This is a genomic window from Lactococcus taiwanensis (assembly GCF_014905395.1).
Classification (GTDB): domain Bacteria; phylum Bacillota; class Bacilli; order Lactobacillales; family Streptococcaceae; genus Lactococcus; species Lactococcus taiwanensis.
Genome location: NZ_BNDT01000002.1, coordinates 155,465 through 179,632, shown reverse-complemented (window position 1 = coordinate 179,632; position 24,168 = coordinate 155,465). Strand labels below are relative to the sequence as shown.

The window sequence follows — 24,168 nt, the reverse complement described above, 5'->3', positions numbered from 1 at the left end:
CAAAAAATGGTGTATCATGTGTGATATGATACACCTACTGCACTCAAGAAGTGCTTAATTAAGTACTTCAGTGAATGTTGTTCCTTGAGCATCTGTGATGACTAGCTCATAAGTATAGTTTGCTTGGTTAGTGTAAGCTGCTGGTACAATCGCTTGGAAAGATTTTGTTGGATCAACGTCTACTGGAATCCCCCATGAACTAGAGAAAGTGTAGATATTATTACGAGTCGCAACAACTTCTCCAGAGGCATCTTTAATAACAAGCTTTTTCGTTGCTCCACTAAAATCTGCTGTTGTATTAACATAGCCTTCGAAGACTAATTCATTGGAGTTGTTCCAATATTTATTAAATACTTGAACTGATGCTTCAGCATCTCTTGTTATTACAATCCCTGGCTTATTATCAATAACTTGTGGTTTAACCGTATTTTGTTTAATCACAACTTGTTCCATATCAGCATAGTTGTCGTGCATAGGACCCATATACGATACGACTTGTTCTAGGTTTAAATCAATCGTATCTTTTTCCACGCCATCAATTGCTACAGACAATTGAATTGTATAATCTCCTTCTGACAAACCTCCTAAGACTTCGTTACTAATAATGATTTGGTAACCATTATAACGTGACGAATCATACCAATTAGTGTTCGCAGCCTTAATGCCTTCTGTAACTACTTCACCAGTTGTATGGTTTACCAGTTTGGCCGTTTTAGTAATACGGGAAGCTGTGGATAAATCCCAGCCTTCATTGTCCACTTGTCCTTCATATACTAAGCCATAGTACTGCCAGTAGCCATTCTTAAAGCTTGACGTAGTAGTATAAACTTTTTCCTTCACTTGAACTTTGGTTTCTGTACTTAGCTTGTCTTCCTTACCTTCTTGATGTCCAATGATTTGAACAGCGACAATTTGTCCTTCTTGTAAGTCTACTGAATCAGGTAAGGTAATATTGTAGCTTCCTTGATCTGCTTCAATATCCTCACGAGTCACCTCACTGCCGTTCACTGTGACTAAGATTTGATAAGTACGACCATTCGTATTATCTTGAGCAGGTATTTCACCCGTTAACCCATCAGCATGAGCATACACATCATCCAAAGTCGCAGGTGCTACTGTCCAATCTGCATAGTTTGATCCATCGCTGACAATGACTTCATCTGAGGAAGCCGACTTATCTGCTTTTCCTTCCTGATGACCAGTGACGACCGCCTTGACTTTATCGCCTTCTTTCAATGTTATTTCTTTCGTTGTAAAGTTTCCATCGTCTGATACAGAGGCTTCCCCCAAGGTTTCGTTATTAACAAAGATATCTACTGTATATGTACGCCCAAAATCTTTATTTTGATCACCAATATTACCACTAATGGCTACTGTCCCATCTGAAAGATCAGATACCTTCGGTTTGGCTACTGTCCAACCCTCATAGTTTGATGCATCGCTGACAATGACTTCATCTGAGGTAGCCGTCTTATCTGCTTTTCCTTCCTGATGACCAGTAACAACTGCTTTAACTTTGTCACCTTCAGACAAGATAATTTTATCAGCTGCAAAGGTACCATCTTCAGCAACTTGTGCCTGACCTTTAGAAACTCCATTAACAAAAATTTCTACTGTGTAAGAACGGTCAAACTCTTCATTTTGATTACCTATATGCCCTGATATTTTAGTATCTGTATCTTTCAACTCATCGACTACTGGTTTTTCAATTTTCCAGCCTGAGTAATCGGTTGCATCTGTGACTGTGACTGTAGTAGTTTGACTTGATTTATCTTCACGCTTTTCTTGAGAGCCAATAACTGTTGCCGAAATTTTTTCGCCCTCTTGTAATACGACATCTTCTAGCTTAAATGTACCATCTTCTGCTGGGGTTACATAGATTGGATCTTCATCATCCGTCCAGATAGCTACTTTATAAGTTCTACCAGCTTCTGTATTTTGTTCTCCAATATTCCCAGTTATTGTGGTATCCGTATCCAGCATTGAATCTAAAGTTGGTTGATTGACCTCCCACGCTTCATAACCAGTATTATCGCTCACCTTCAATGTTGCTTGGCTTGTCTTATCAGGATAAGTTGCTGTAACTTTACCACTATCATCAGTAGCATCAGGTTGATGTCCTGTTACAACTGCCTTTATTTCATCACCGTAAGCCAAAGCACGTTGTTCTTCCTCATCCAAGTCTGTTAAAGCATAGCTGAATGGATAAGATTTTAAGGCAACATCTATGTTTTCTTCATCAATTATAAGCTCGTCGCCAAGATACACTTTCAAATCATATGTTCTACCAGCGGCACGGTTTTGAATTGGAACTTGACCCGTAATGACTGTCCCACCTTCATATAGCGGCCCGTTAATGATTGGATCTTGAACTTCCCAATCATCATATCCTTCATCGTCCTGCGTAATGACTTCAGCCGTAATTTCAGAACTTTCTTTATCTGTTTCACCTGGTTGGGAACCAACAATTTTAGCTTTTACTATGTCTCCTTTCTCTAAGCCGCTTAAATATGGGACATTCGTATCTGTTTCATCTTTGACAGCTTTATTATAAACCTCTTCCCCGTTAACCGTAACGATTAACTTATACGTGCGGTTGAGCTGTTGATTTTGAACTGGAGCATGGAATGGGATAATCAAGTCACCATCATACAAAATAGGCACTGATGGATCTTCAACTTTCCAGTCCTCCCATGCTACAATATTTGTAGCGTCACTTGCATGCGCAACAGTAGAATATTTAATTGGTTTTTCACCGTTGAGATTATCGTATTTTTCTTTCCCTCTGACACGAGCAGTTACAACATCCCCTTTATTCAGATAGCTTCCAAAATCAAAGTCCCAATCACCTTTTTTGATTGTTTCTCCCCGAGAATTTGTTCCCCCATCTTCGGTAGCCATTTGAATATATTTAAACGGAGTACCATTAACAGAGAGCTCAATATCATAGTCTGTTTCATGTTCATTGACTTCATCCTGGAGACCATTCCCGTAGTAATAAGAGTTTTTTTCTGTTAAATAATAGAGTGTGGTAGGTTCAACGGGATTTTCAATCCAAGAATTTTCGATTCCATCACTCGCGATACTTCCGACAATTTTGTTTGTTAATCCTAAGGAAGCCGAGTTTGCATCTGTCTTGGTTTGTACACTGTAGTTATCTTTTCGTTCGATAAGCTTACCAGTATCCTTAGACCATTGACCCAAGTCAATATACATATCAACTTCAATGTCTATACCTGATAATAATTGAAGCGTATATTGAGATGTCTTATAATAGATGCTACCTGTTTTGCTATCGTAATTCATTGTGTCAGGATTACCTAGCCAGCTGCTATTACCCCAAAGCTTCGAAGCGATATCATAGCTGGTAGTCCCCCCTAAAGCAGAATCTTTTGAACGATACACAGTCCCACGGATATATTTTTGGTAATTATTTGTACTGAAAAATTCACCTGCAATATCGGGATCAATAGTAATTTCTTGGCGATAAGCCTGTAAAGCAGCTGTACCGTTTCCGTGAGCTTTAGTGTGAATATGAAGAACATCTTCATCTGCTTCTAATTCACTATAACTATCTTTGAACGTAGTCAAACCTATTGCGGGAGTAATACCAGAATAGCCGTCCTCGCTAGTGTCATTAGAAGTTTCATTACTTAACATTGACACAGACGTATTACTCGTCGGTATAATCGCAGTTTTAAAAGTTGGAGCATTCCATACAGGGGCAGTAACAGCCGCCCCATTGGCAGTTGAATTAGCTGCATCCAAACTGAGCGTCTTGAGACTAACATTATTACCTTTTGCGACAGCTTTTTTCTTTAACGCTTGGGAAGAACTCGCAGTAGTATCCTCATCACTTGACACAAATGTAGCTCCATATACCAGAGATCCGAGTAAACCTGGTATTATCAATGCTCCGGCGATATGCTGTTTATTAATTTTTCTCAATTTATATGTCTCCTATTTTATAAAATGTTTTGTTACGTGGCGAATTGTGGCTATTAAAAAAGTAATTTTCCGTTATATATGAACTCGTCGTGTAATCTCCTTTTTTAGTTTTTAAGCATATGCGTTGGGACCCATTAATAGGTTCAGTTAATTAATAACTTGCTGTTGAGTTTAAGCGAGAGGTAGAGGTTAAGTGACGCAAAAGCTTTTACAGTGCTTTATTTTATAGTAGCACTCTCGTCTTTTCAACCAAGTTGTTTAGTCTGAAAATTCTGCCGATTATTTCTAGTAAGCGCTTCCCAACTCGCTCATGTGTTACACATCGAATTATCTGAACATTTAATACAAAGATAAAACTTGTAATATCTACTTTGCTCCTCTGAACTATTTGAATAAATGAGAAACCGTAACATATAAACTTCCAATTCGAAAAACTACACCGTGTCTATTATTTCAATTTCGTAACTAACTCAGTACAAGATTTAATCTTGATTTAGAGATAAATTCTGAGCTTTCTCATCATATTAAAACTTCTTTTTAGTTTCTTCACTGTAACTTTTTTCAAAGCTAAACTATTGGACCAAAAGAAGAGAATTATTTTCTCCCTGACTCTCTAATTAACAACATAAAACTTTTCTCTTGACATGGAACGCGTTCCACACCTTACAATGGATTTAACAACAAAAGTAAGGAGATTTTAACTATGGAAATCAAACACATTTTTACCGACATGGATGGTACTTTGCTGAATGCTCGTGGCGCGTTGGCCGAAACTGATCGCTGGGCGATTTATTATAGCAACCTCCCCATTACCCTTGTTTCATCCCGAAGCCCGATTGAGATGCAGCCTGTGATTGAACAACTCCAGCTCTCTGCACCACAGGTTGCATTTAACGGAAATCTCACATTTATCAAAAATCGTTTTGGGATAGAAATTTTAGATAAACATATCCTCTCACCGACTTTAGTGACACAACTTTTAGACTTTATTGAAAAAGAATACCCTCAAATAAGCTTGAGCTGGTATAGCATGACTCACTGGTATATCAAAAAACAAGATAAGGCCGTATTTTATAAGAAAGCTTTGACAGGGATGGAACCAAAGCTCAAGCATTTTGAGGGGCAATCTGAAATATATAAGATTATGATGATGTCCTTTAATCCTGCAGATTTAGAAAAGCTGCAGGAAGCACTTGACCAGTTAAATTTAGAGAATGTCACCATTCGTAGAGCCGATGCATATACTCTCGAAATCACGTCAAATGTAGGATCTAAGGTGGCTGCCGCACAACAAATCCTGCTAAACGAAAAGCTTACTTTTGAAGAAAGTGCGGCTATCGGCGATAGCATCAATGACCTTTCTCTTTTGCAAGCGGTGGGATTCGGAATTGCCGTAGAAAATGCTAGCCCTTCCATCAAAGCGCATGTTAAAATGGTAGTAGCAAAAAATACAGAACATGGTGTCGCTGAGGCACTCTCTGCCATCCATGATTTTAATGAATAGGTGACTTCATGACTTCACTCTCTGATCTCTCTCAACTTACAGGTTACTCTAAAGCAACAGTATCACGAGCCATCTCAGGTAATGGGTACGTTTCAAAAGAAGCTCGCGCGCTTATCTTAAAAGTCGCTCAAGATTTAGACTATGCAACAAATGCCATCGCACAAGATTTAGCTAGCGGTCGTTCCAGAAATATTGGTGTTGTCCTTCCTTATGTCAAAGCTCCTTTTTTTAGACAGGTGCTTGAAGGGATTTTGGAAAAGAACTTTGAAACAGGCTATAAAATCGTCATCCTCCCCTCAAACTATAATCCAAAATTAGAAATTCATTATCTGGAACAATTTAGAAAAAAAGCTTTCGAAGCCTTGATTTTTACTTCGCTTCAAGTCTCTGAAGCGACAATTTTGGACTACCAAAAGTATGGACCTATCATTCTATGTCACAAACCACAAAGCGAGCTTATTCCTGCAAGTTATGTCGAGCGCAAACCTGGATATCACAAGGTTTTTCAGTGGCTCAAGGAGCAACAATGCTCAAAAGTTGGTTTTCTGTTATCAAGGGATGTTAGCCCTACAACTTCAGTTACCCTACAAGCCTACGAAGAAGTTTATGGGATGAAAATCAAAGCTCAACAAGTAAAAACAGGTTCAGTCGTTCCAGATGATGGCTATCAACTTGCACCTCAATTAACAGAGTTTGATAGTATTTTTGCCAATTCTGATGATATAGCTGCAAATGTATGGCGCTGGTTTGATGAGCAAAAATTACCCAAACCTCTTATCGTTGGACAAGATTGCCTCCTTTCGGGCCATTTGCTAAACCTACCTACCGTGGATAATCATTATCTTGATGTTGGTCGTTCCGCTTTTGAACTGGCTATTTCCAAAGAAATAAAGCAACTTGCAACTCGTTCAGAGTTTATCAGAAAACGCTAGAAATATAGCCGAAGTTCTTTTAAACTTCGGTTTTTTTCTCCTTTTTAAAATAAATCCAGCAACTTATGATAAAGGGCTAATGTTTTGTTATAATGAAATATAATCAATAGATAACAGATGAATTAACGCGGAAATGAAACAACATCATTCGTTTTAAATTATTTGTTTTCTTTATAATTTAGCTCTAGATTGGAAATCATGAAATTCTATCAAAAATTTATTGAAAATGAAAAATTAAGGCGATGGATCGTTCTTCTCTTAATGATTGCCTTGATTTATTTCTTAAGAAGTATTCTACCTTTAGTTTTACTTACCTTCATTTTCAGCTACCTTGCCTATCGTTTTGTCAATTTTGTAAAAGTGAAAACAAAACTCTCTGAAAAACTTATTGCGCCATTACTTTATGGCTCCATTCTCGTTCTAATTTATTTAGGAATCACACAGTATCTCCCTGTTCTGATTAAAGAGATCACTCATCTCGTAAATGCTGTTGCCAAGTTTTATCAGGTTAATAATCAGACTGACAGCGAGTTTATGTCCATGATCTATCAATTTTTAAAAGAATATAATCTTATGGGGAAACTCCAAACAGGCATGCTAACAATTATGAGTTATGTGACGAGCTTTGGGAAGGGGTTGATGATTTTCGCCTTTGCTTTTTTGATGAGTTTCTTTTTTACAATTGATCGCAAGGAAACTAATCGGTTTTCTAACCTCTTTTTAGAAAGTGACCTTGCTTGGTTCTTTGAAGATATCCATTATCTTGCCAAAAAATTCGTAAGAAGTTTCGGTGTAGTCATTGAAACACAGTTTATTATTGCCTTGGTTAATACGGGCTTAACTGTCCTCGTCTTGAGCGCTCTTAAATTTCCCGAACTGTTTAGTTTGGGAGTAATGATTTTCGTTTTAAGTCTCATACCGGTAGCGGGCGTGTTAATTTCTTGTATCCCCCTCACTGTCATTGCCTACTCTGTTGGAGGATTAAAAGATGTGCTGATTATTTTAAGCATGATTCTCTTGATTCATGCCTTGGAATCTTATGTTCTCAATCCACGGCTCATGTCTCAAAAAACCAAAGTTCCTATCTTCTATACCTTTATTATTCTCTTTTTAGGAGAACATTTCTTTGGAGTATGGGGGTTACTAACCGGTATTCCTCTGTTCAACTTCGCCCTCGATCTTTTAAATGTAAAGGCGCTCCCTCTTACTCCGAAACTTCCCCCAAAATAATAGGCTCTCCCCCCAAGTCCTAAACGATATGATATGATATAATCATACTGATATTATAGGGAAGGGGATAACTATGAGAACGATACTCGTTTTATGCGAATCTGGCTACTGGCATGATCTGCGCTCTGGTTTAAATCAAGTTGGCATATCTTTTCTAGGTTTTGACAAGAAAAAACCCAATCGTTTTGAAATTGAACAGCTGGTTGCCAAGGCTGATTTTGTGGTCATGAGAAATGTGAATGTCGCTCACCACTCTGTGCGTTTTGCTAAAGAAGCTTGTAAAGCAACAAATACTCCTTTCTGGATTAGTCATAATTTTGGTGTGGAAACAATTATCAACCACTTTAATGAAACTTTCCCGGAAGAAAGTGTTCATTTAGCTCGTAAAGCCAGTCAAGCTAAAAACACTAAGCCGCCACGCAAAACCATCCATTCAAAAACTACGAAAGATAAAGCTGAAGCACAGCTAATCACTAAATCTCTTAGTCAAAAGCATAAGCATCTTCCTTTAAAAAACATATTAAAAGATATCCAAATAAGTGATGAACCTGATTTTGAAAAAATGTTTAAAAAAAAGCACTGACCAAACAGTGCTTTTTATTTTATATTAATTTTTCTTTATGGATTTGCTCAAAGTTCTGATCTCCATCATTCAGTTTCTCCCAAATGACGACTTTACCTGTCGCTCGAGACTTTGGAACATCAATAATTCGTTGATTGGAAGAGCCACGAAATTGAAGCATAAGATTTTTCTTTGACAGTTCAAATCGTCCATCCACTAAAATGTCAAGTAAATCAAGCATTTCTAGTTTATCTTCCGTTTCCAGCATCATTTCTTCCCAGGTATAACCCGTCCATGACCAAATGTCTTTATCCGGTAGTTCTTTACGTATTCGCTTAAGTAATGGGAGGAGAAAAGTTGTATTAAGAAATGGTTCGCCACCAAGTAGCGTTAACCCTTGTACATAGGGTTGCGCCAAATCTGCCATGATGCGCTCTTCCAACTCTTGAGTGTAGGGCGTGCCATAGCGAAATGACCATGTCGCTTGATTATAGCAGCCTGCGCAATGAAACATACAGCCACTCACATAAAGTGAGCAGCGCACCCCTTCACCATCCACGAAATTGAAGGGTTTATAATCGGCAATATAATTTTGTGAGAGCTCTTCAGCTCTCCATTCGCCTGGTTTTGGATTGTTCATTTTTTATTTCTCCACGAAGTATTTTGATTTGGCTTCATCTACTTCGGCAGAATCAATGATATTCCCATTGTTAAGTGCACCAACTGATCCATTCATGTGTTTTACACGTGATGAAATTTCTTTATGGCGTCCGTGAACCATCGGACGAGCTTGAGGATTTCCGAGGTAGCCACAGGTCCGTTTTACAACATCACAGGTTTTAGGGTCATCATTGCCACATTGTGGACATTTGAAGCCACGCTCTGTCGGCGTAAAGTCGCCTTCAAAACCACAGGCATAGCAGTGGTCAATTGGTGCATTTGTTCCAAGATAACCAATACGATCATAAGCAAAATCCCAAACGGCTTCTAATGCTTTTGGATTTTGTTGGAGAACCGGATATTCACAGTAATGAATGAAGCCACCATTAGCATACACAGGATAGTCTTTTTCAAACTCTAATTTTTCAAATGGAGTAGGATTTTTGCGAATGTCATAGTGGAAAGAGTTGGTATAGTAATCTTTATCAGTGATATCTGCAACTGAACCAAATTTTTCTTTATCCATCCGACAGAACCGGTCAGTTAGGCTTTCTGATGGTGTTGAGTAGACTGAATAATGATATCCAGATGCTTTAGACCATGCTTCACAATCTTCATGCATCCGTTTCACAATTTCAATGGTAAAAGCTTTAGCTTCGGGGTTATTTTCCCAAGTTGGCCCGTAGAAGGTTGTTGCCACTTCATAAAGCCCAATATAGCCTAAACTTACAGTTGCGCGTTCATTATTGTAGAGATCATCAACAGCTCCATCAGCGTCAAGGCGGCCCAAGGCGCCATTCATAAAGAGAATAGGTGCATTTTTAGGTTGGGCTTCTTTAGTACGTTCCACACGAAAGGCAAGGGCATCATGAGCAATCTCAATTCTTTCATTGAAGATTTCCCAGAATTTTTCTTTATTACCAGCGGCTTCAAGCGCTATACGTGGAAGGTTGACTGTGACAACTCCAAGATTATTACGTCCAGCAGTCACATCATTACCTTGGGCATCTTTCCAGCCTTGTAAGAATGAACGACACCCCATTGAAGCTTTAAATGAACCTGTTAATTCAACGATTTTATCATAGCTCAAAATATCAGGGTACATCCGTTTTGTTGAACATTCAAGTGCAAGTTCTTTGATGTCATAGTTTGGTGTTCCTACTTCAAGGTTAAGCCCTCGTTTGAGTGTGAAAATTAATTTTGGGAAAATCGCGGTGCGGTGTTCTGCGCCAAGTCCACCAATCCGGACTTGAAGAATCGCTTTTTGTATTTCACGTGCATACCAATCTTCCCCAAGACCAAAACCAACTGTTACAAATGGCGTTTGACCATTTGAGGTAAACAAAGTATTAATCTCATACTCTAACGATTGCATGGCATCATAAATGTCTTTGGTGGTTTTTTCTTTAGCGTATGCTTCACGTTTTTCAGGTTGTTCAATCCATTTTTTAGCATCCCGCATGTGCTTGTCATAATTGAGCTTAGCGTAAGGTGCCAATACTTCATCGGCACGGTCAAATGAACAACCACCATATTGTGAACTAGCCACGTTAGCGATGATTTGACTGGCTTGCGCGGTTGCTGTTTGAATTGATTTTGGCGAATCGACTTGCGCATTGCCAAGTTTAAAGCCATTTTCAAACATATTTTTAAAGTCAATCAAACAACAGTTAGACATGGTTGTAAATGGGCTATAATCTAAATCATGATAATGAATATCACCTTTTTGGTGAGCATTGGCGACGTGAGGTGGAAGCATTTTAAGGCCGATGGCCTTGGAAACAGCGCCAGCTGTCAAATCACGTTGGGTGTTAAAAACATTGCTGTCTTTATTCGCATTCTCATTCACCACCGTTTGATCGCGATTGATAAGTTTTTCAATGGTAAAATTAATATCAGTAGCTTTAGAGCGTTCAATATCTCGTTTGGCACGATAGCTGATGTATTCTTCAGCGAGCGCTGCTTCACCCGATTCCAGTAACTCTTGTTCGACAATACTTTGAATCTCATAAATTTTGACATTCTCAGAAAAGCGCGCGAAAATTTCACTGACCACTCTGTCAGTAAGTTCTGACAGCATCGTTTGATCGGTCATTTCTACTTTTTCAGCCGCTTTCGTCAGTGCATCAAAAATCTTTTGGCTGTTAAATTTTACAGAGCGCCCATCACGCTTAATCACATTTATTTCTTTAACTTCAATTTCCTGATTTAATACTTCTGTTCTCATTTTTTATCCTCGTGCACTCTAAATTCTTTCCTCACTATTTTATCAAATTCTCACACTTAACACAATATATAGTAGGTAATTATGTAAAAGAATACAACATCTTGTGGCTTAAGGCTTAAGGCACTTTGCAACCCCTCTCAGAAAAAATGTCTGCGTTTTGTTTAAAAAATGTAATAGTTTTGTTTAAAAACTGAATTTCTAAAGCTTAAAATTGTCAAAAAGAAAAAGAAGTTACTGACAGCCTGATAAGTTGACCACTGCAGGCGATTGCTAAAGAAAATTTTTTCAACTTTAAAAAACATCATAGTTGCCTTTCAAAAAAAATCGTTTACAATTCGCCATACAATTGAAATCTTTTATTTTAATGTTTTTGTCATTTTGTTATAACAAATTGCTTCTTACATGGTAAAATAGGAGTATTCATTTTGTAATTTTAAAATTTCTCTATGGAAAGGAAACGATTTATGCCCGCTTCACGTGTTAAAGTAAAAAATAGACATCTAAAAAAGAAGGCGAAAAAGCCTTTAACTTTTCATAAACCTGCCTCTAAATTCGCTGGGGCGGTCCTAATTGCTGGTACGCTGACTACAACACACGATCTTTTAGTGCAACAGGCCCAGCCTATCGTTCAAGCAGCTACCAATTCGACGGAAGCATTTATCGAGAGTATTGCAGCCTCTGCTAAACCCGTCGCTGATGCCAATGGACTTTATCCATCCGTCATGATAGCGCAAGCTATTTTAGAAAGTAACTGGGGAACAAGCCAGCTTTCCCGTGCACCTTACTATAACTTATTTGGAATTCAAGGAACTTATCAAGGAAAAAGTGTCGTTTTCAAGACCCAAGAATACTTGAATGGTAAATGGGTAACTAAAGACATGCCGTTTCGTGTTTACCCTTCTTTCAATGAGAGTTTTCAAGATAATGCCCATGTCCTAAAAACCACTAATTTTGGGAATGGTCCTTATTACGTAAAAGCCTGGCGTGCTAACGCAGCAACTTATCAACAAGCTACAGCAGCCCTTACTGGTAAATATGCTACAGATCCAAACTATGGTGCCTCACTCAATCGAATTATCTCCCAATATAATCTTACCCGTTTTGATGGTTCCACCACTTCAGGAACTAACACAACCACGCCAACGCATACAACTAGCGGGAACTCCTCCACTGGCAACGCAACAACCACTAGCTACGCTGTAAAATCGGGCGACACCCTTTGGGGCATTTCACAAAAATATGGCGTCAGTGTTGCACAAATCCAAAGTCTCAATAAACTTAAGAGTACGACAATCTATATTGGACAAAAGCTGACAATCCGTAGTGCTACAAATAGTTCATCCTCTTCGTCCAGTACTACCACACCCACAACTTCTGTCACACCAGCTAAACCAGCAAGCCAGACGAAAGTTTCCGTCAAATCGGGCGATACCCTCTGGGCACTCGCTGTTCGCTATAAAACGAGCGTAGCCCAATTGAAAAGTTGGAACCACCTCACTAGCGATACAATTTATATTGGTCAAAGTTTGATTGTCTCACAAAGCGGAGGAAGTACAACTTCTTCATCGGCTTCTTCAAAGCCTTCGAGTACTTCTAAGCCATCCAGCACTGCTACGAATTCTACCATTCATAAAGTAGTCAAAGGTGACACGCTTTGGGCCTTATCGCAAAAGACAGGTGTGCCAGTTGCTTCTATCAAGGCATGGAATCATCTTTCTAGTGATACCATCCTGATTGGACAATACTTACGAATTAAATAAACCACAAAAAACTACGCTTAGCGTAGTTTTTTTATTTCCTCTTTTGAAAAAATAACGAATTAAAAAGCCCCAAAAAGGGGCTTTTTAGAATGTTTGTATTGCCATTCTTCCTATTTCATCAAGAAAGCTGATCAATGAAGTGAATAAGAATCCACAACTCCCCCCTACATCCTCGTTTAAGCATTGGTAACCTCTACTTGGCAAGATCGTAGTGTTTCTAGTGCTGCTTGATGTTTTTCAGGAGAGACTCCTGCACAACAAGAAGCATCAACACTTATTTTGACTTCGGGCGCATAGGCTTTAATCAGTAAGGCATTAGATACCACGCAAATATCTGTACAAATCCCGATGAGCTCTACTGCATCAAATGCCTCCTCCTTGATATATTGGGCCAGTTCAAGCGAGCCAAATGTTGTCTTTTCAAAGACTTTAGCGTAACCAACTTGTGCTTCCTTGCGTATTTCCCATCCCAGTGTTCCTTTTTGGCAATGCAAAACAGGTAAGTTTTTCCCTTCTTGCGTAGAGAGGTAATCTTCAAAATGTGTGTCCTTTGTTGCAAAACGACAAGCTTCAGGATAGGTTTTTAGTTTTTCTAAAACAGTAGGGACGATTTTTTGTGCTTCGGGTGTTCCTAAGCTTCCATCAATAAAATCATTCTGAAAATCCACTAATATCAAGGCCTTTTTCATTGGTTTTCTCCTTTATGCGCTGTGATTTTTATTTATTATATCATTTATTTTTTCTAAGACAAAAGAACTGCGCTAACACACAGTTCTTTTGTCATTTTGAGAAGTATTAACTTAGAAATCAACTTCATCAGGGTTTTTAGCCAAACCAGCTTTTCCATGAAGGCTGTCAATAAAAGCAATATCTTCAATACTTAAATCAAAATCAAAGATTTCTGCATTTTCTTTAATTCTTGCAGGGGTTACTGATTTAGGAAGTGGTAAATATCCTTTGTGAAGAGACCAACGCAATACCACTTGAGCAATACTCTTGTTGTATTTACTTGCCAAGTCTGCAAGTTCTGGAACTTCAAAGATTTTACCTGTTCCAAGTGGGCTGTAAGCCTCAGTCAAGATATTGTTGTCAACATTAAAACTTACAATTTCTTCTTGTTGATCACTTGGGTTAACCATAATTTGGTTAACTGCTGGCTTAATTTCAGCAAATTTCAACAATGGTTTTAGGTGACGTGGGTGGAAGTTTGAAACACCAATTGCACGGATTTTACCAGCTTTTAAGCCTGCTTCCATGGCTTTCCAAACTGCAAGATTACGTGTTTCAAAATCAGGGCGGAATGCTTTAGGATTTGGCCAATGAATGAGGTACAAATCAACATAATCCAGTCCCAATTTTTTCAAGGATTCATCCAAGGCTTTCGCAGCGTCCTCTGTTGTTCCTACGCCCCAAAGTTTTGTGGTCACAAAAAGTTCATCGCGCGCAATACCAGAGTCAGCAATTGCTTTTCCGACGGATTCCTCATTGCCATAGACTGCCGCAGTATCAATATGACGGTAACCTGACTCGAGGGCCACTTTCACAGCATTGTAGGCTTCTTCCCCACTTTTAGATTGCCATGTTCCAAAACCAACTTTAGGAATTTTTACGCCGTTATTTAAGGTATAAGTATCTGTTAAAGTCATATGTATTCTCCTTTTATAGTAAGCCAAGCGCCAAGTAGAATGAGGATAAACTGCTGTGCATGCGTCGCACAGGTTGTTTTCCAACTACTTTTGTAAACGTTATAACGTTATTTTACCACTTTATAATAAAAATAAAAAAAGATTTCGCTTAAAAATGAATGTAAGCACTCCCCTTTAATCTGTTACTACATCCTCCCCATTTGATTTTTAAACTTTAAATTGCTAGAATGAAGCTTAGAGAAAGCATTAAAGGAGATATAATTATGGCAGAAGTAGAATCTTTCCAACTGGATCACACAAAAGTTCTCGCACCCTATGTGCGTTTAATCGGTGCTGAATCAGGACCAAGCGGCGATGTAATAACAAATTTTGATGTTCGTTTTGTACAGCCTAACGCTAATGCAATCGGAATGGCAGCTTTACATACTATTGAACACTCTATGGCAAGTTTGATTCGTGACCGAATTGACGGCATGATTGACTTTTCACCTTTTGGATGTCAAACTGGTTTCCACATGATTATGTGGGGTGAACATAGTTCAGAAGAAATCGCTAAAGTAATCAAGTCTTCTCTTGAAGAATTGGCTGGCGATACTTTTGGCTGGGATAATGTCCCTGGTGTTGCTGAAAAAGAATGCGGAAATTACCGTAATCACTCCCTTTTTGGAGCAAAAGAATGGGCTAAAAAAATTCTTGCTGAAGGAATCTCCACTGACCCTTACGAACGTAAAGTTATTTAAAATTTTTACGTTGGGGACTGCTGGAGCGCTCTGGAATTTACTGACCGACCTGTCAGTAAATTTTTTATTAAAAAAACGCTGACAGACCTGTCAGCATCTGCTAGAAAAAACGATAGGAAACATTTTCTAATGGGAAAATATCAACTCGATCACAAAGGACAGCAAGCTGTCGGAAAATTTCATGAAAAAAACTCAACGGTAGGCGGAAAAGGTATCAATACTAAAAATGCGACGCAAGCTAAAATCGCTGCCCTACGCGAAAAAATGGAGAACAAAAAGAATGACAAAAAAGCTTAATATCGCCTATGTAGGCTTTGGTAAATCCACCAATCGCTATCATATTCCCTTTGTTAGAACTCGTGAAAACATCGTCATCAAGCGGGTGGTTAACCGTACTTTAGGAAAGCGTCCCGAGCAAGCTCTGCTTGAGGCTGAAGGAACGCTTTTTTCAACAGATATCAATGATATCATCAACGATGAAAGCATTGATTTAGCAGTCATCGTAACCCCAGCCTTCGCTCATTATGATTTCGCGAAACAGTTACTTTTAGGCGGCAAAAACGTGTTATGTGATAAGCCATTGGTTGAGACTTTAGCACAGGCTAAGGAGTTAGTTGAAATTGCTCGCTCTAAGGACTTATTCTTTATGCCTTTCCAAAATCGACGTTTTGACAGTGATTTCTTAACTGTTCAATCTGTCATTGAAAAAGGCTATTTAGGTGAACTTATTGATATCACTGTCAATATGGATCATTTTCGCCCTAATGATGCACAACCAGGTAAAAATTTTGATGGGGCTTGGTATGGGCACGGGGTTCACATGGTCGATCAAATGGTTTCGCTCTTTGGTCAACCACAGCAAGTGCAATATGATATTCGTTCTACACGCGATAAAGACAGCGTAGATGATTATTTTTCAGTCAACCTGCTCTATCCTAACTTACGTGCGACTGTAGCTGCGACTGAAGTTGCTGCCCTTCCTCATCCAAAATGGGTAGTCTACGGAACACGGGGCACTTTCATTAAACAGGATGTTGATCAACAAGAAAATGATCTGAAATTAGGCATGATGCCAGGTTCTGCAGGCTTTGGCCAAGATAGTCCAGCAGACTTTGGAAATCTGACCTACTACAACCAAAACGGAGACCGTATTGTTAAAACGATTCCAACAGTCGCTGGTGATTATGCACGCGTTTATGATGCTGCTTATGCTTCAATTATCAATGGTGCTGACAAGCTGGTCAGTGATGAACAAATGCTGACAGTCATTGAAATTTTGGAAAATGGTTTTAAAAAATAAAAAAGAAGGCTAAGCCTTCTTTTTTTATTTGGTGTTTCTTGATTTTTGAATTTTTTTGAGCAATCCTTTAAATTGCCCTTGAAACGTTAAGACATCATTAAAAATATCTTCACCATCATTAAGCATTTTGACGGTTACCCAACCCAATGTTTCTGTAATCGTCGTAGCAACAGTGGCATTGATTATGCCTCCTGTAACCGTTCCTACTGCAGGCACAAACTTAATAACGTTTCCTACGACACTTCGTCCCAAACCAACCACGACAAGTTCTTTTGTAAAGCCTTTGGCAAGCCCCTCAGACCAAGAGGCACCAAATAATTTATGAAGGCGCATCATCATTGTCAATTGGATGGGTACCAGCAAAAAGGCATCAGAAAAAGGAATGGGAGAAAAGCCGACGATAGCAGCTGCTAATGTCGCAAAATGAATGGTCTCATGACACTTACGACGTGTAACTTCATCAACATTTTTTAAATATTCATCAAAAAGATGATCCAACTTTTCTCCATTTTTGGCTAAAAAGGCTTCGGCTTTCACTTTAGTTTGCCCAAGGGAGTTCCGGATAAGTGTTGCGGATTTGGCTGGCATTTTAAGCAAAACTTGATTGAAAAATTCATCAAAACCTTCTGATTTTTCCTGAGACCTGTTTGCATCTTTTTCTGAATAATTACTGTTATCTTTTCCTTTATTAAACATGAGACTCCTTTCAGCTAATCTTGTCTTCATTATAACAAAAACTCTCAGCTTGAAGTAAAAAAACGACGCAAAAAACAACCAATCCCACTAAACAGGATTGGTCATTTCAAGTAGACGAGAATACGTGAGTTAGAGTAGCATCAAGACAACTTGGAGTGTCGCTGCAAGGGCATAAAAGCCATAGGAGAAGAGAAGGATTTGGTTGTGCCGCTCAATCGTCCGATGGCTCACTAGAAGCATCAGATACACACCCAAAGCAATAATTAAACCAGCCGAGTCAATGAAAGCGGTCGGGACAGGTTGTAACATAAAATACTCTGCGAGCGAAACCAACGCCGCAACGGGCAACAGGCTAGCTAATGTCCAGTGGTGGATCACCCCAAAACTATAGCTGAGGTTATTTTTGGTAGCACGCCAACGAGCGATACCGTAGTAAATACCCGCAAAGCCAAACGAGATGAGAACGGGCGCTACCCAAAGCATTACTAAACTAAAATTAGAAAATTCACGTTCTGATTGAAGCAGTGGCCATTGAATCATCAGTGTTAGCATCAAAAAGCTGATGACGGAACCGACCATTCCAAGTCGAGAGAGATAGAGACGATGAGCTTTTGTTTTATACGATCCTGCAAACATATGAGACTCCTTTCTGCGAGTTACGTTTTTTCATCTTTTTCTTATAATTTTATTATACTATTTTTAAAAAATTAAATAAAGCAAGATGCAAAAAAGAATTTGCCTGCTGCAAATTCTTATTTTTTTATTATTTATGTTAAAAAGTTTACTGACGAGCTGGTCAGCCAGCAAATTGTGAATTATAGAGGTCGGCATACATCCCTTCTTGGGCGAGGAGTTCCTCATGGGTCCCCGTTTCTACGATATTTCCTTTATTCATTACCAAGATCTGATCCGCTTCACGAATGGTTGAAAGGCGGTGTGCAACGACAAAGCTGGTACGCCCCACAAGCAGACGGTTCATGGCACTTTGAATTAACCGCTCTGTGCGCGTGTCTACACTTGAAGTCGCCTCATCTAAAATCAATATTTCGGGATTGGCCAAAAAAGCACGGGCAATCGTTAAAAGCTGGCGTTGTCCCTGTGAAATATTTGTTGCTTCTTCATTGAGGACAGTCTGATAGCCCTGAGGAAGTGTGGTAATAAATTCATCAGCATGCGCCATTTTAGCTGCAGCGAGTACTTCTTCATCTGTAGCTTCAAGCCGACCGTAGCGTAGATTATCCCAGATGGTGCCACTAAAGAGCCAGGTTTCTTGAAGGACCATGGCCATGCTTTGACGAAGCACTTGACGATTGATTGCCCGAATGTCTACTCCATTGCGTGAGATTTTTCCCGAAGTGACCTCATAAAATCGCTCCAGTAAATTAATCAATGTTGTTTTCCCAGCACCAGTAGGACCTACAATCGCGATCATTTCTCCTTTTTCAACCTCAAAATTTACCTGCGTCATCAAAGGTTGCTCATCATTATAACTAAAGCCCACTTGATCAAAACGGATAAAAGGTGGAGTACTGACCATGCTGTCAGTAACTTTTACCGATGCAAGAGGTAGCTCGACAAGTTCTTCTTCATCTAAAACTTCAAATATCCGCTCAGCTGAAGCAACTGTGGCTTGGATGGTGTTCATCATGTTTGAAATATTGGTAATAGGTTGAGCAAATTGATTGGTATATTGGAGCATCGCTTGTACATCGCCCAGATTGACCGTCCCTGAGATGACCTTAAGTCCACCGATCACAGCCATCGCTAAATAGTCTAAATTATTAATAAAACGCATGGTAGGATAAATCAAAGTAGAGACAACCTGAGCTTTCCACGCGACTTGATAAAAGGCTTCATTTTGCTGATCAAAGGCTTCCTGAGCTTTTTTTTCATGATTGAAGCTCTTAATTACGGTATGTCCAGCATAGTTTTCTTCGATTTGATTATTGAGTAAGCCAAGATTTTTTTGTTGCTCTGAAAAATATTTTTGGGATAAAGGCGCTACAATCCTCACTGTCAGCATCGCAAGCGGTACTGTAACAAAAGCTACAAGTGCTAACTGCCAAGAAATTGTAAGCATAAAGTAGATTGTTCCAACAAACTGTAAAACGGAGGTTACCAATTGTATGAGGGTTTGATTGAGTGTTCCTGAAATATTATCCATATCGTTAATCATCCGACTCATGATATCACCGTTATTGTGCGTGTCATAGTAAGCCACAGGTAACTTTTGCATTTTAGCTTTAAAAGCACGGCGCAAAGCATAAACCGTCCGCTGAGAAATTCGAGTCATAATGCTTTGCTGTACGACACCGGACACAAAACTGATCAGATATATCACAGCAACTTCACTTAAAATCATGGTCACTTTGGTCATATTTATGTCGGGGGCCGTATTTTTCTGAAACCCTTGAGTAACCCCATTAAAGATAACCGTGGTCGCCTCTCCCAGAATCTTTGGAGCTTGTACAGAGAGGAGGACTGATACAGCAGCAATCAAAAGAGAAAAAAGGACACCCCAAAAATCTCTTCTCATGTACTTAAATAAGCGTATCAGTGTTGGCCAAAAATTTTGAGGGCGGGCAGCTTTACTAAAACGCCCCGCTCCCTTGCCTCCACGATTCAATTGACTGCCTCGCATCATAAGTCTTGTCCTCCTTTCAAGAGAGCAGTTGAAGTTTCATTTTCCCACTGCTTCCAATTGACACCCAACTTTTGTAAATCTTGGTCTGAAAGTTGTGAGCGCATAATTTCCTGATAAGCTGGACAAGTCTGGGCCAGCTTTTCATGTGTCCCCAACCCTGCAATATGGCCATTCTCCAATACCATGATTTGATCAGCAGTCATCACCGTTGCGATACGTTGTGCAACAATGAGTTTTATCTTATCTTGGTGCTTTTGAGAATGCGCAATAGCTTGGCGAAGCTTACGGTCTGTCGCAAAATCTAATGCAGAAAAAGAATCATCAAATAAATAGAGCTCAGCGGGTTTAATGAGTGTCCGTGCAATCGCCAGGCGTTGTCGTTGACCCCCACTAAAATTGGCCCCATTTTGCTCGACAACCAAATCTAGTCCGCCCTGTTCTTTAACAAAATCCACCGCTTGTGCAAGAGAGAGCGCTTCCCACATCTCCTCATCAGTAGCATCTGCTTTTCCCAACAATAAATTAGAGCGTACTGTTCCTGAAAACAGGACTGCCTTTTGTTGTGTCAATGCCACCTTTTCACGGAGCACATGTTGAGAAAGTAGACGAATGTCATCGCCATCCAGCTTGACCTTTCCCGAAGTTGGATCCATCAGGCGGGCAATTAAATGCAAAAGTGTCGTCTTGCCAGCCCCTGTTCCACCAATAATGGCAAGTGTTTCGCCTTGTTCAACAGTCACTGACAGATCCGTCAGCACCTCTCGTGCCGCTGCATCAAATTTAAAGCTGACCTGCTCCAATTGCAAAGCATGCCGTGATAGCTCTGGCAATCGTTCCTTCGCAACAGTAGGGTTTGGATCTTTGATTTTATCTTCCTTTTCCAAAACCTCACGAACACGCTGAGCTGAAACCTGAGCACGTGGGACCATCACCGCAACTGCCGAAAGCTGCATAAAGCTCATCAGTATCTGAGTCGCATAAGTCAAAAAGGCGACAAGCGCTCCCATCTCCATCATTTTTTGACTAATTAAACGTGCGCCAAACCAGACGATTCCAATATTTGTGAAACTTAGAATCACAGTCATGATTGGCATTAATAAGGCAATCGTAGTCAGAACAACTCGGCTTGTATGGGTCAAATCCCGGTTGGCCTCATCAAACTTTTCTATCTCATAATCATCCCGGTTAAAGGCCCGAATCACTCGTACCCCTGTTAAACCCTGCTGAAAAATAAGGTTAATCTTATCGATCTTCGTTTGCATGCTACGAAAACGAGGCATGGCAATCGCAATGTTAATCACGACTGCTAAGGCCAATACAGGCAGAGCAACCACAAAAACCAACATCAAGTCATGCGACAAATGCCATGCCATAAAGATAGAACCAATCAACATCATAGGCGCCATCAACATCATGCGCAACATGGTCTGAAACACATTTTGCAACTGCGTCACATCATTCGTTGTGCGTGTGATCAGTGTAGCATCACCAAAATCCTGAAAATTTCGCTCATCCATAAAAAGGATTTTTTTAAATAAATCCCCTCGCAATTTTTTCCCCAACCCTTGGGATTGCTTCGACGCAAAATAAACATTTCCTATTGCAGAAAGCCAGCTGATAAGGGCAACAGCGAGCATTACAGCACCCATCGTCCAAATATAGGTCATATCGGATTGGGCAATCCCTTTATTGATGATATCTGCGGTAATCGTTGGTAACCAGAGGTTGGTCACAACTTGGATGATTAATAAAAAAAGCGCCCAAAAGACGGGCCAAAAATTTAAATAGCGGCGGCCTATGTTTAACATCGCATCTCCTTTTTCTTCCCCATCAAAAATTTAAAACTATTGTTTGTAGTTTATATTTAATGCCATTAGTTTCATGACTCATATTATAGCATTTTTGAATAAAAATAGCAGAAAAAGTTACTGACAGCTCTGTCAGTAACTTTTATACTTCATATTTCTTCATCATTCGGGGCAACTCTTCAATCAAATGAGTAGGTAAGACAACGTAAGCTGTCTTTGCAAGCTCCTTTGCAATCTTACTATGAAGATAAGTCGCCGCCGTGATGGCTTGTAAATTTTCTGTAGTAAACTGCCCAAGAAAACTCCCGATGATGCCTGCGAGCGTATCACCCATGCCACCCGTTGCTTGTGCAGGAGTACCTATCGTTAAACCATAAACTTCTTGTCCGGGTACAAAAATTTTTGTTTCCGAAGATTTAGCTACGACAACAGCGCCCAACTCCTCCACAAATTCCTGAACTTTCGGCACAGTTTGCCCCCCAATTTTTAGTCCAGAAAGACGCTCCAGTTCCTTCTCATGCGGAGTGAGGACTGTCTTATGTGGAAAAGGTAAAGCAAGCTGTCTCTGCGCAATAAGCGTAAGGGCAGAACCATCAGCAACTACCCACTGCTCCTCACGCACCTCCTCCATCACTAACTCAACCAAATCCCCCCTGTTTAAACCAAGACCTGGACCAATAACAATCACATCAGCACTTGCAAGAAGTGATTTTACTTGTGCTCTATCCCCATAGTCTGCCACCATGGCTTCTGGTAACCGGGCATGCAAAGCAGCATGATTGCAAGGCGCGGTCGCCACACTCACTAATCCTGCACCAGAATAAACAGCACTTGAGGCTGCTAAAATAGCTGCGCCCCCATAGGTTTCATTGCCTCCAATGATGAGAAAACGGCCAAATGTTCCCTTATGAGAATGCGCTGGTCTTTTTGTTATTGTTTTAAATAAAATATCATCTGTCAGTTCAATCATACTGCTATTTTACCGCATTTCATGGTAAAATTAAACCATGACTAAAACAGAAAAAAATTTCGATGTCCTTGTCGTAGGTGGAGGACCATCCGGCATGATGGCAGCTATTTCAGCTGCACAACGAGGCGCACGAGTGGCTTTAATTGATAAAAATAAAAAAGTAGGTAAAAAATTACTGATGACCGGTGGTGGTCGCTGTAATGTCACCAATGCACGTTCTGTCGACGAAATATTGTCCAATGTTCCTGGCAACGGGCGCTTTCTTTATTCCGCATTCTCTCAATTTTCTAATCTTGACATTATCGATTTTTTTGAACGCAATGGTGTCCCCTTGAAAGAGGAAGATCATGGGCGCATGTTCCCTGTGACTAATAAATCAAAAACAATTGTTGATGCATTATTTAACAAATTATTAAGTCTCCATGTCAGCTACTTCCCCAATCAAGCTGTCACCGATCTCCTTCTTGAAGACGGAAAAGTCCAGGGTGTTGTAACTGATCAAGAAACATTTCACGCACCGTCAGTGGTGCTCTCAACAGGGGGACGCGCCTATCCCTCGACAGGATCCACAGGGGATGGTTATCGTCTCGCACGCACAGCGGGTCACACAATCAGCTCCCTCTATGCAACGGAGTCAGCCCTTCTGTCTGATGATTCTTTTGTCCAAAATAAAAGTTTACAAGGAATCTCTCTGCGCGAAGTCCAGCTCTCTGTTCTGAACGCCAAGGGAAAGACGGTCATTGCTCATCAACACGATTTGCTCTTTACACATTTTGGACTTTCTGGGCCAGCTGCTTTGCGTTGTTCTAGTTTTATCAATCAATTACTCTCTAAAGGCCAAGCCTCTGTCACAGTGCATCTCGATCAGTTCCCTGACCAATCCCTTGCTCAATTAACGGATAAGCTGACCAAGCTATCAGCTACTGACAAGTCTGTCAAAAATGCTCTAGCCCCTCTCACCCAGGAACGGATGCTCCTTTTTCTCTTAGCATTCAATAAAATTGAGAGCAACCTCCCTGCCAAAAGTCTTTCACCTCAGCAACTTCAACATTTAGCAGAAAGCTTCAAAGCCTTTCCAATTAATATCCAACATACTTTTCCGATAGAAAAATCCTTCGTAACGGGTGGAGGTGTTACTCTCAAGGAGATTAACCCTAAAACACTTGAAAGTAAAAAAACGGCAGGCTTATTTATGACAGGTGAACTTTTAGATATTAACGGCTATACAGGAGGCTACAATATTACTTGTGCTTTTGTAACAGGTTATGTTGCAGGCCTTCATGCAACAGATCAAATTAGTGAACTAATAGGGCTCTCCGTCTAAAAATCAGTTCATACTTGCACAATTTTATAAGAAATGGTACTATATTAAAGTACTGTTTTGCGGTGGTGGCGGAATTGGCAGACGCGCAGGATTAAGGATCCTGTGACCGCTTTAGGTCGTGAGGGTTCAAGTCCCTCCCACCGCATCATTCAAAAAAGACGAAGCATAACCTGCTTCGTCTTTTTTTGAACGCTTTTTCTTCTCCCAAAAAAGAAAT

General features: G+C 39.9%; 19 protein-coding genes and 1 tRNA gene. 10 read left to right on the top strand and 10 right to left on the bottom strand.

Translation table 11 applies throughout. The features are described from left to right. Positions 1–54: 54 nt before the first annotated feature. Positions 55–3,948, bottom strand: coding sequence for a hypothetical protein (locus tag JKP71_RS03165; RefSeq protein ID WP_200407012.1), 3,894 nt, complete (start codon positions 3,946–3,948; stop codon positions 55–57). Positions 3,949–4,651: 703 nt separating this feature from the next. Here JKP71_RS03165 and JKP71_RS03160 point away from each other — a divergent pair. The 4 genes from JKP71_RS03160 to JKP71_RS03145 all read left to right on the top strand — a co-directional run bounded on the left by JKP71_RS03160 (position 4,652) and on the right by JKP71_RS03145 (position 8,197). After that, on the top strand, positions 4,652–5,452 hold the full coding sequence (locus tag JKP71_RS03160; RefSeq protein ID WP_200407011.1) for an HAD family hydrolase: 801 nt from the start codon (positions 4,652–4,654) through the stop codon (positions 5,450–5,452). A gap of 8 nt (positions 5,453–5,460) precedes the next feature. Further along, positions 5,461–6,384, top strand: a complete 924-nt coding sequence (locus JKP71_RS03155; RefSeq protein WP_200407010.1) for a LacI family DNA-binding transcriptional regulator — start codon at positions 5,461–5,463, stop codon at positions 6,382–6,384. A gap of 198 nt (positions 6,385–6,582) precedes the next feature. Then, entirely contained in the window at positions 6,583–7,614 is a 1,032-nt protein-coding gene (locus JKP71_RS03150; protein WP_075524899.1) for an AI-2E family transporter, read from the top strand. A 73-nt stretch (positions 7,615–7,687) separates the two neighbouring features. Continuing rightward, positions 7,688–8,197: a DUF2325 domain-containing protein gene (locus JKP71_RS03145; protein WP_200407009.1), complete on the top strand. Its 510-nt coding sequence runs from the start codon at positions 7,688–7,690 to the stop codon at positions 8,195–8,197. Positions 8,198–8,216: 19 nt separating this feature from the next. On the opposite strand, the gene nrdG is transcribed toward JKP71_RS03145, so the two are convergent. Then, complete coding sequence (gene nrdG / locus JKP71_RS03140; protein WP_200407008.1) at positions 8,217–8,816, bottom strand: anaerobic ribonucleoside-triphosphate reductase activating protein; 600 nt, start codon at positions 8,814–8,816, stop codon at positions 8,217–8,219. Positions 8,817–8,819: 3 nt separating this feature from the next. Beyond that, a complete protein-coding gene (gene nrdD, locus JKP71_RS03135; protein ID WP_075524902.1) occupies positions 8,820–11,063 on the bottom strand; it encodes an anaerobic ribonucleoside-triphosphate reductase in 2,244 nt (747 codons plus the stop codon). A gap of 464 nt (positions 11,064–11,527) precedes the next feature. On the opposite strand from nrdD, the gene JKP71_RS03130 reads away from it, so the two are divergent. After that, a complete protein-coding gene (locus JKP71_RS03130) occupies positions 11,528–12,823 on the top strand; it encodes a LysM peptidoglycan-binding domain-containing protein (RefSeq protein WP_200407007.1) in 1,296 nt (431 codons plus the stop codon). Between the two features lie 176 nt (positions 12,824–12,999). Here JKP71_RS03130 and JKP71_RS03125 read toward each other — a convergent pair whose 3' ends face one another. Together JKP71_RS03125 and JKP71_RS03120 are read right to left on the bottom strand one after the other, a co-directional pair. Continuing rightward, positions 13,000–13,512 (bottom strand): cysteine hydrolase family protein, encoded by a 513-nt coding sequence (locus JKP71_RS03125; RefSeq protein ID WP_075524904.1) that lies wholly within the window; start codon positions 13,510–13,512, stop codon positions 13,000–13,002. Positions 13,513–13,623: 111 nt separating this feature from the next. Next, complete coding sequence (locus JKP71_RS03120) at positions 13,624–14,469, bottom strand: aldo/keto reductase (protein ID WP_200407006.1); 846 nt, start codon at positions 14,467–14,469, stop codon at positions 13,624–13,626. 263 nt (positions 14,470–14,732) lie between these two features. On the opposite strand from JKP71_RS03120, the gene JKP71_RS03115 reads away from it, so the two are divergent. The 3 genes from JKP71_RS03115 (at position 14,733) to JKP71_RS03105 (ending at position 16,509) form a co-directional block, all read left to right on the top strand. Next, positions 14,733–15,209 carry an S-ribosylhomocysteine lyase gene (locus JKP71_RS03115; protein ID WP_075524906.1) on the top strand — a complete coding sequence of 159 codons (477 nt, stop codon included), beginning with the start codon at positions 14,733–14,735 and terminating at the stop codon, positions 15,207–15,209. A gap of 129 nt (positions 15,210–15,338) precedes the next feature. After that, entirely contained in the window at positions 15,339–15,506 is a 168-nt protein-coding gene (locus tag JKP71_RS03110; RefSeq protein ID WP_196756708.1) for a hypothetical protein, read from the top strand. Beyond that, positions 15,490–16,509 carry a Gfo/Idh/MocA family oxidoreductase gene (locus tag JKP71_RS03105; protein ID WP_075524907.1) on the top strand — a complete coding sequence of 340 codons (1,020 nt, stop codon included), beginning with the start codon at positions 15,490–15,492 and terminating at the stop codon, positions 16,507–16,509. The genes JKP71_RS03110 and JKP71_RS03105 overlap by 17 nt, the downstream gene beginning before the upstream one ends. 24 nt (positions 16,510–16,533) lie before the next feature. Here JKP71_RS03105 and JKP71_RS03100 read toward each other — a convergent pair whose 3' ends face one another. From JKP71_RS03100 to JKP71_RS03080, 5 genes are all read right to left on the bottom strand, one after another. Continuing rightward, positions 16,534–17,205, bottom strand: coding sequence for a YcjF family protein (locus JKP71_RS03100; RefSeq protein ID WP_200407005.1), 672 nt, complete (start codon positions 17,203–17,205; stop codon positions 16,534–16,536). A gap of 129 nt (positions 17,206–17,334) precedes the next feature. Then, entirely contained in the window at positions 17,335–17,841 is a 507-nt protein-coding gene (locus JKP71_RS03095; RefSeq protein ID WP_200407004.1) for a hypothetical protein, read from the bottom strand. A gap of 160 nt (positions 17,842–18,001) precedes the next feature. After that, entirely contained in the window at positions 18,002–19,849 is a 1,848-nt protein-coding gene (locus JKP71_RS03090; protein ID WP_200407003.1) for an ABC transporter ATP-binding protein, read from the bottom strand. After that, complete coding sequence (locus tag JKP71_RS03085) at positions 19,846–21,657, bottom strand: ABC transporter ATP-binding protein (protein ID WP_200407002.1); 1,812 nt, start codon at positions 21,655–21,657, stop codon at positions 19,846–19,848. Before JKP71_RS03085 ends, JKP71_RS03090 begins: the two co-directional genes overlap by 4 nt. Before the next feature lie 142 nt (positions 21,658–21,799). Further along, positions 21,800–22,627, bottom strand: a complete 828-nt coding sequence (locus JKP71_RS03080) for an NAD(P)H-hydrate dehydratase (RefSeq protein WP_075524912.1) — start codon at positions 22,625–22,627, stop codon at positions 21,800–21,802. Positions 22,628–22,664: 37 nt separating this feature from the next. On the opposite strand from JKP71_RS03080, the gene JKP71_RS03075 reads away from it, so the two are divergent. Both JKP71_RS03075 and JKP71_RS03070 read left to right on the top strand, forming a co-directional pair. Then, positions 22,665–23,951 (top strand): BaiN/RdsA family NAD(P)/FAD-dependent oxidoreductase, encoded by a 1,287-nt coding sequence (locus JKP71_RS03075; protein WP_200407001.1) that lies wholly within the window; start codon positions 22,665–22,667, stop codon positions 23,949–23,951. Positions 23,952–24,010: 59 nt separating this feature from the next. Continuing rightward, positions 24,011–24,096, top strand: a tRNA-Leu gene (locus JKP71_RS03070). Positions 24,097–24,168 lie beyond the last annotated feature (72 nt).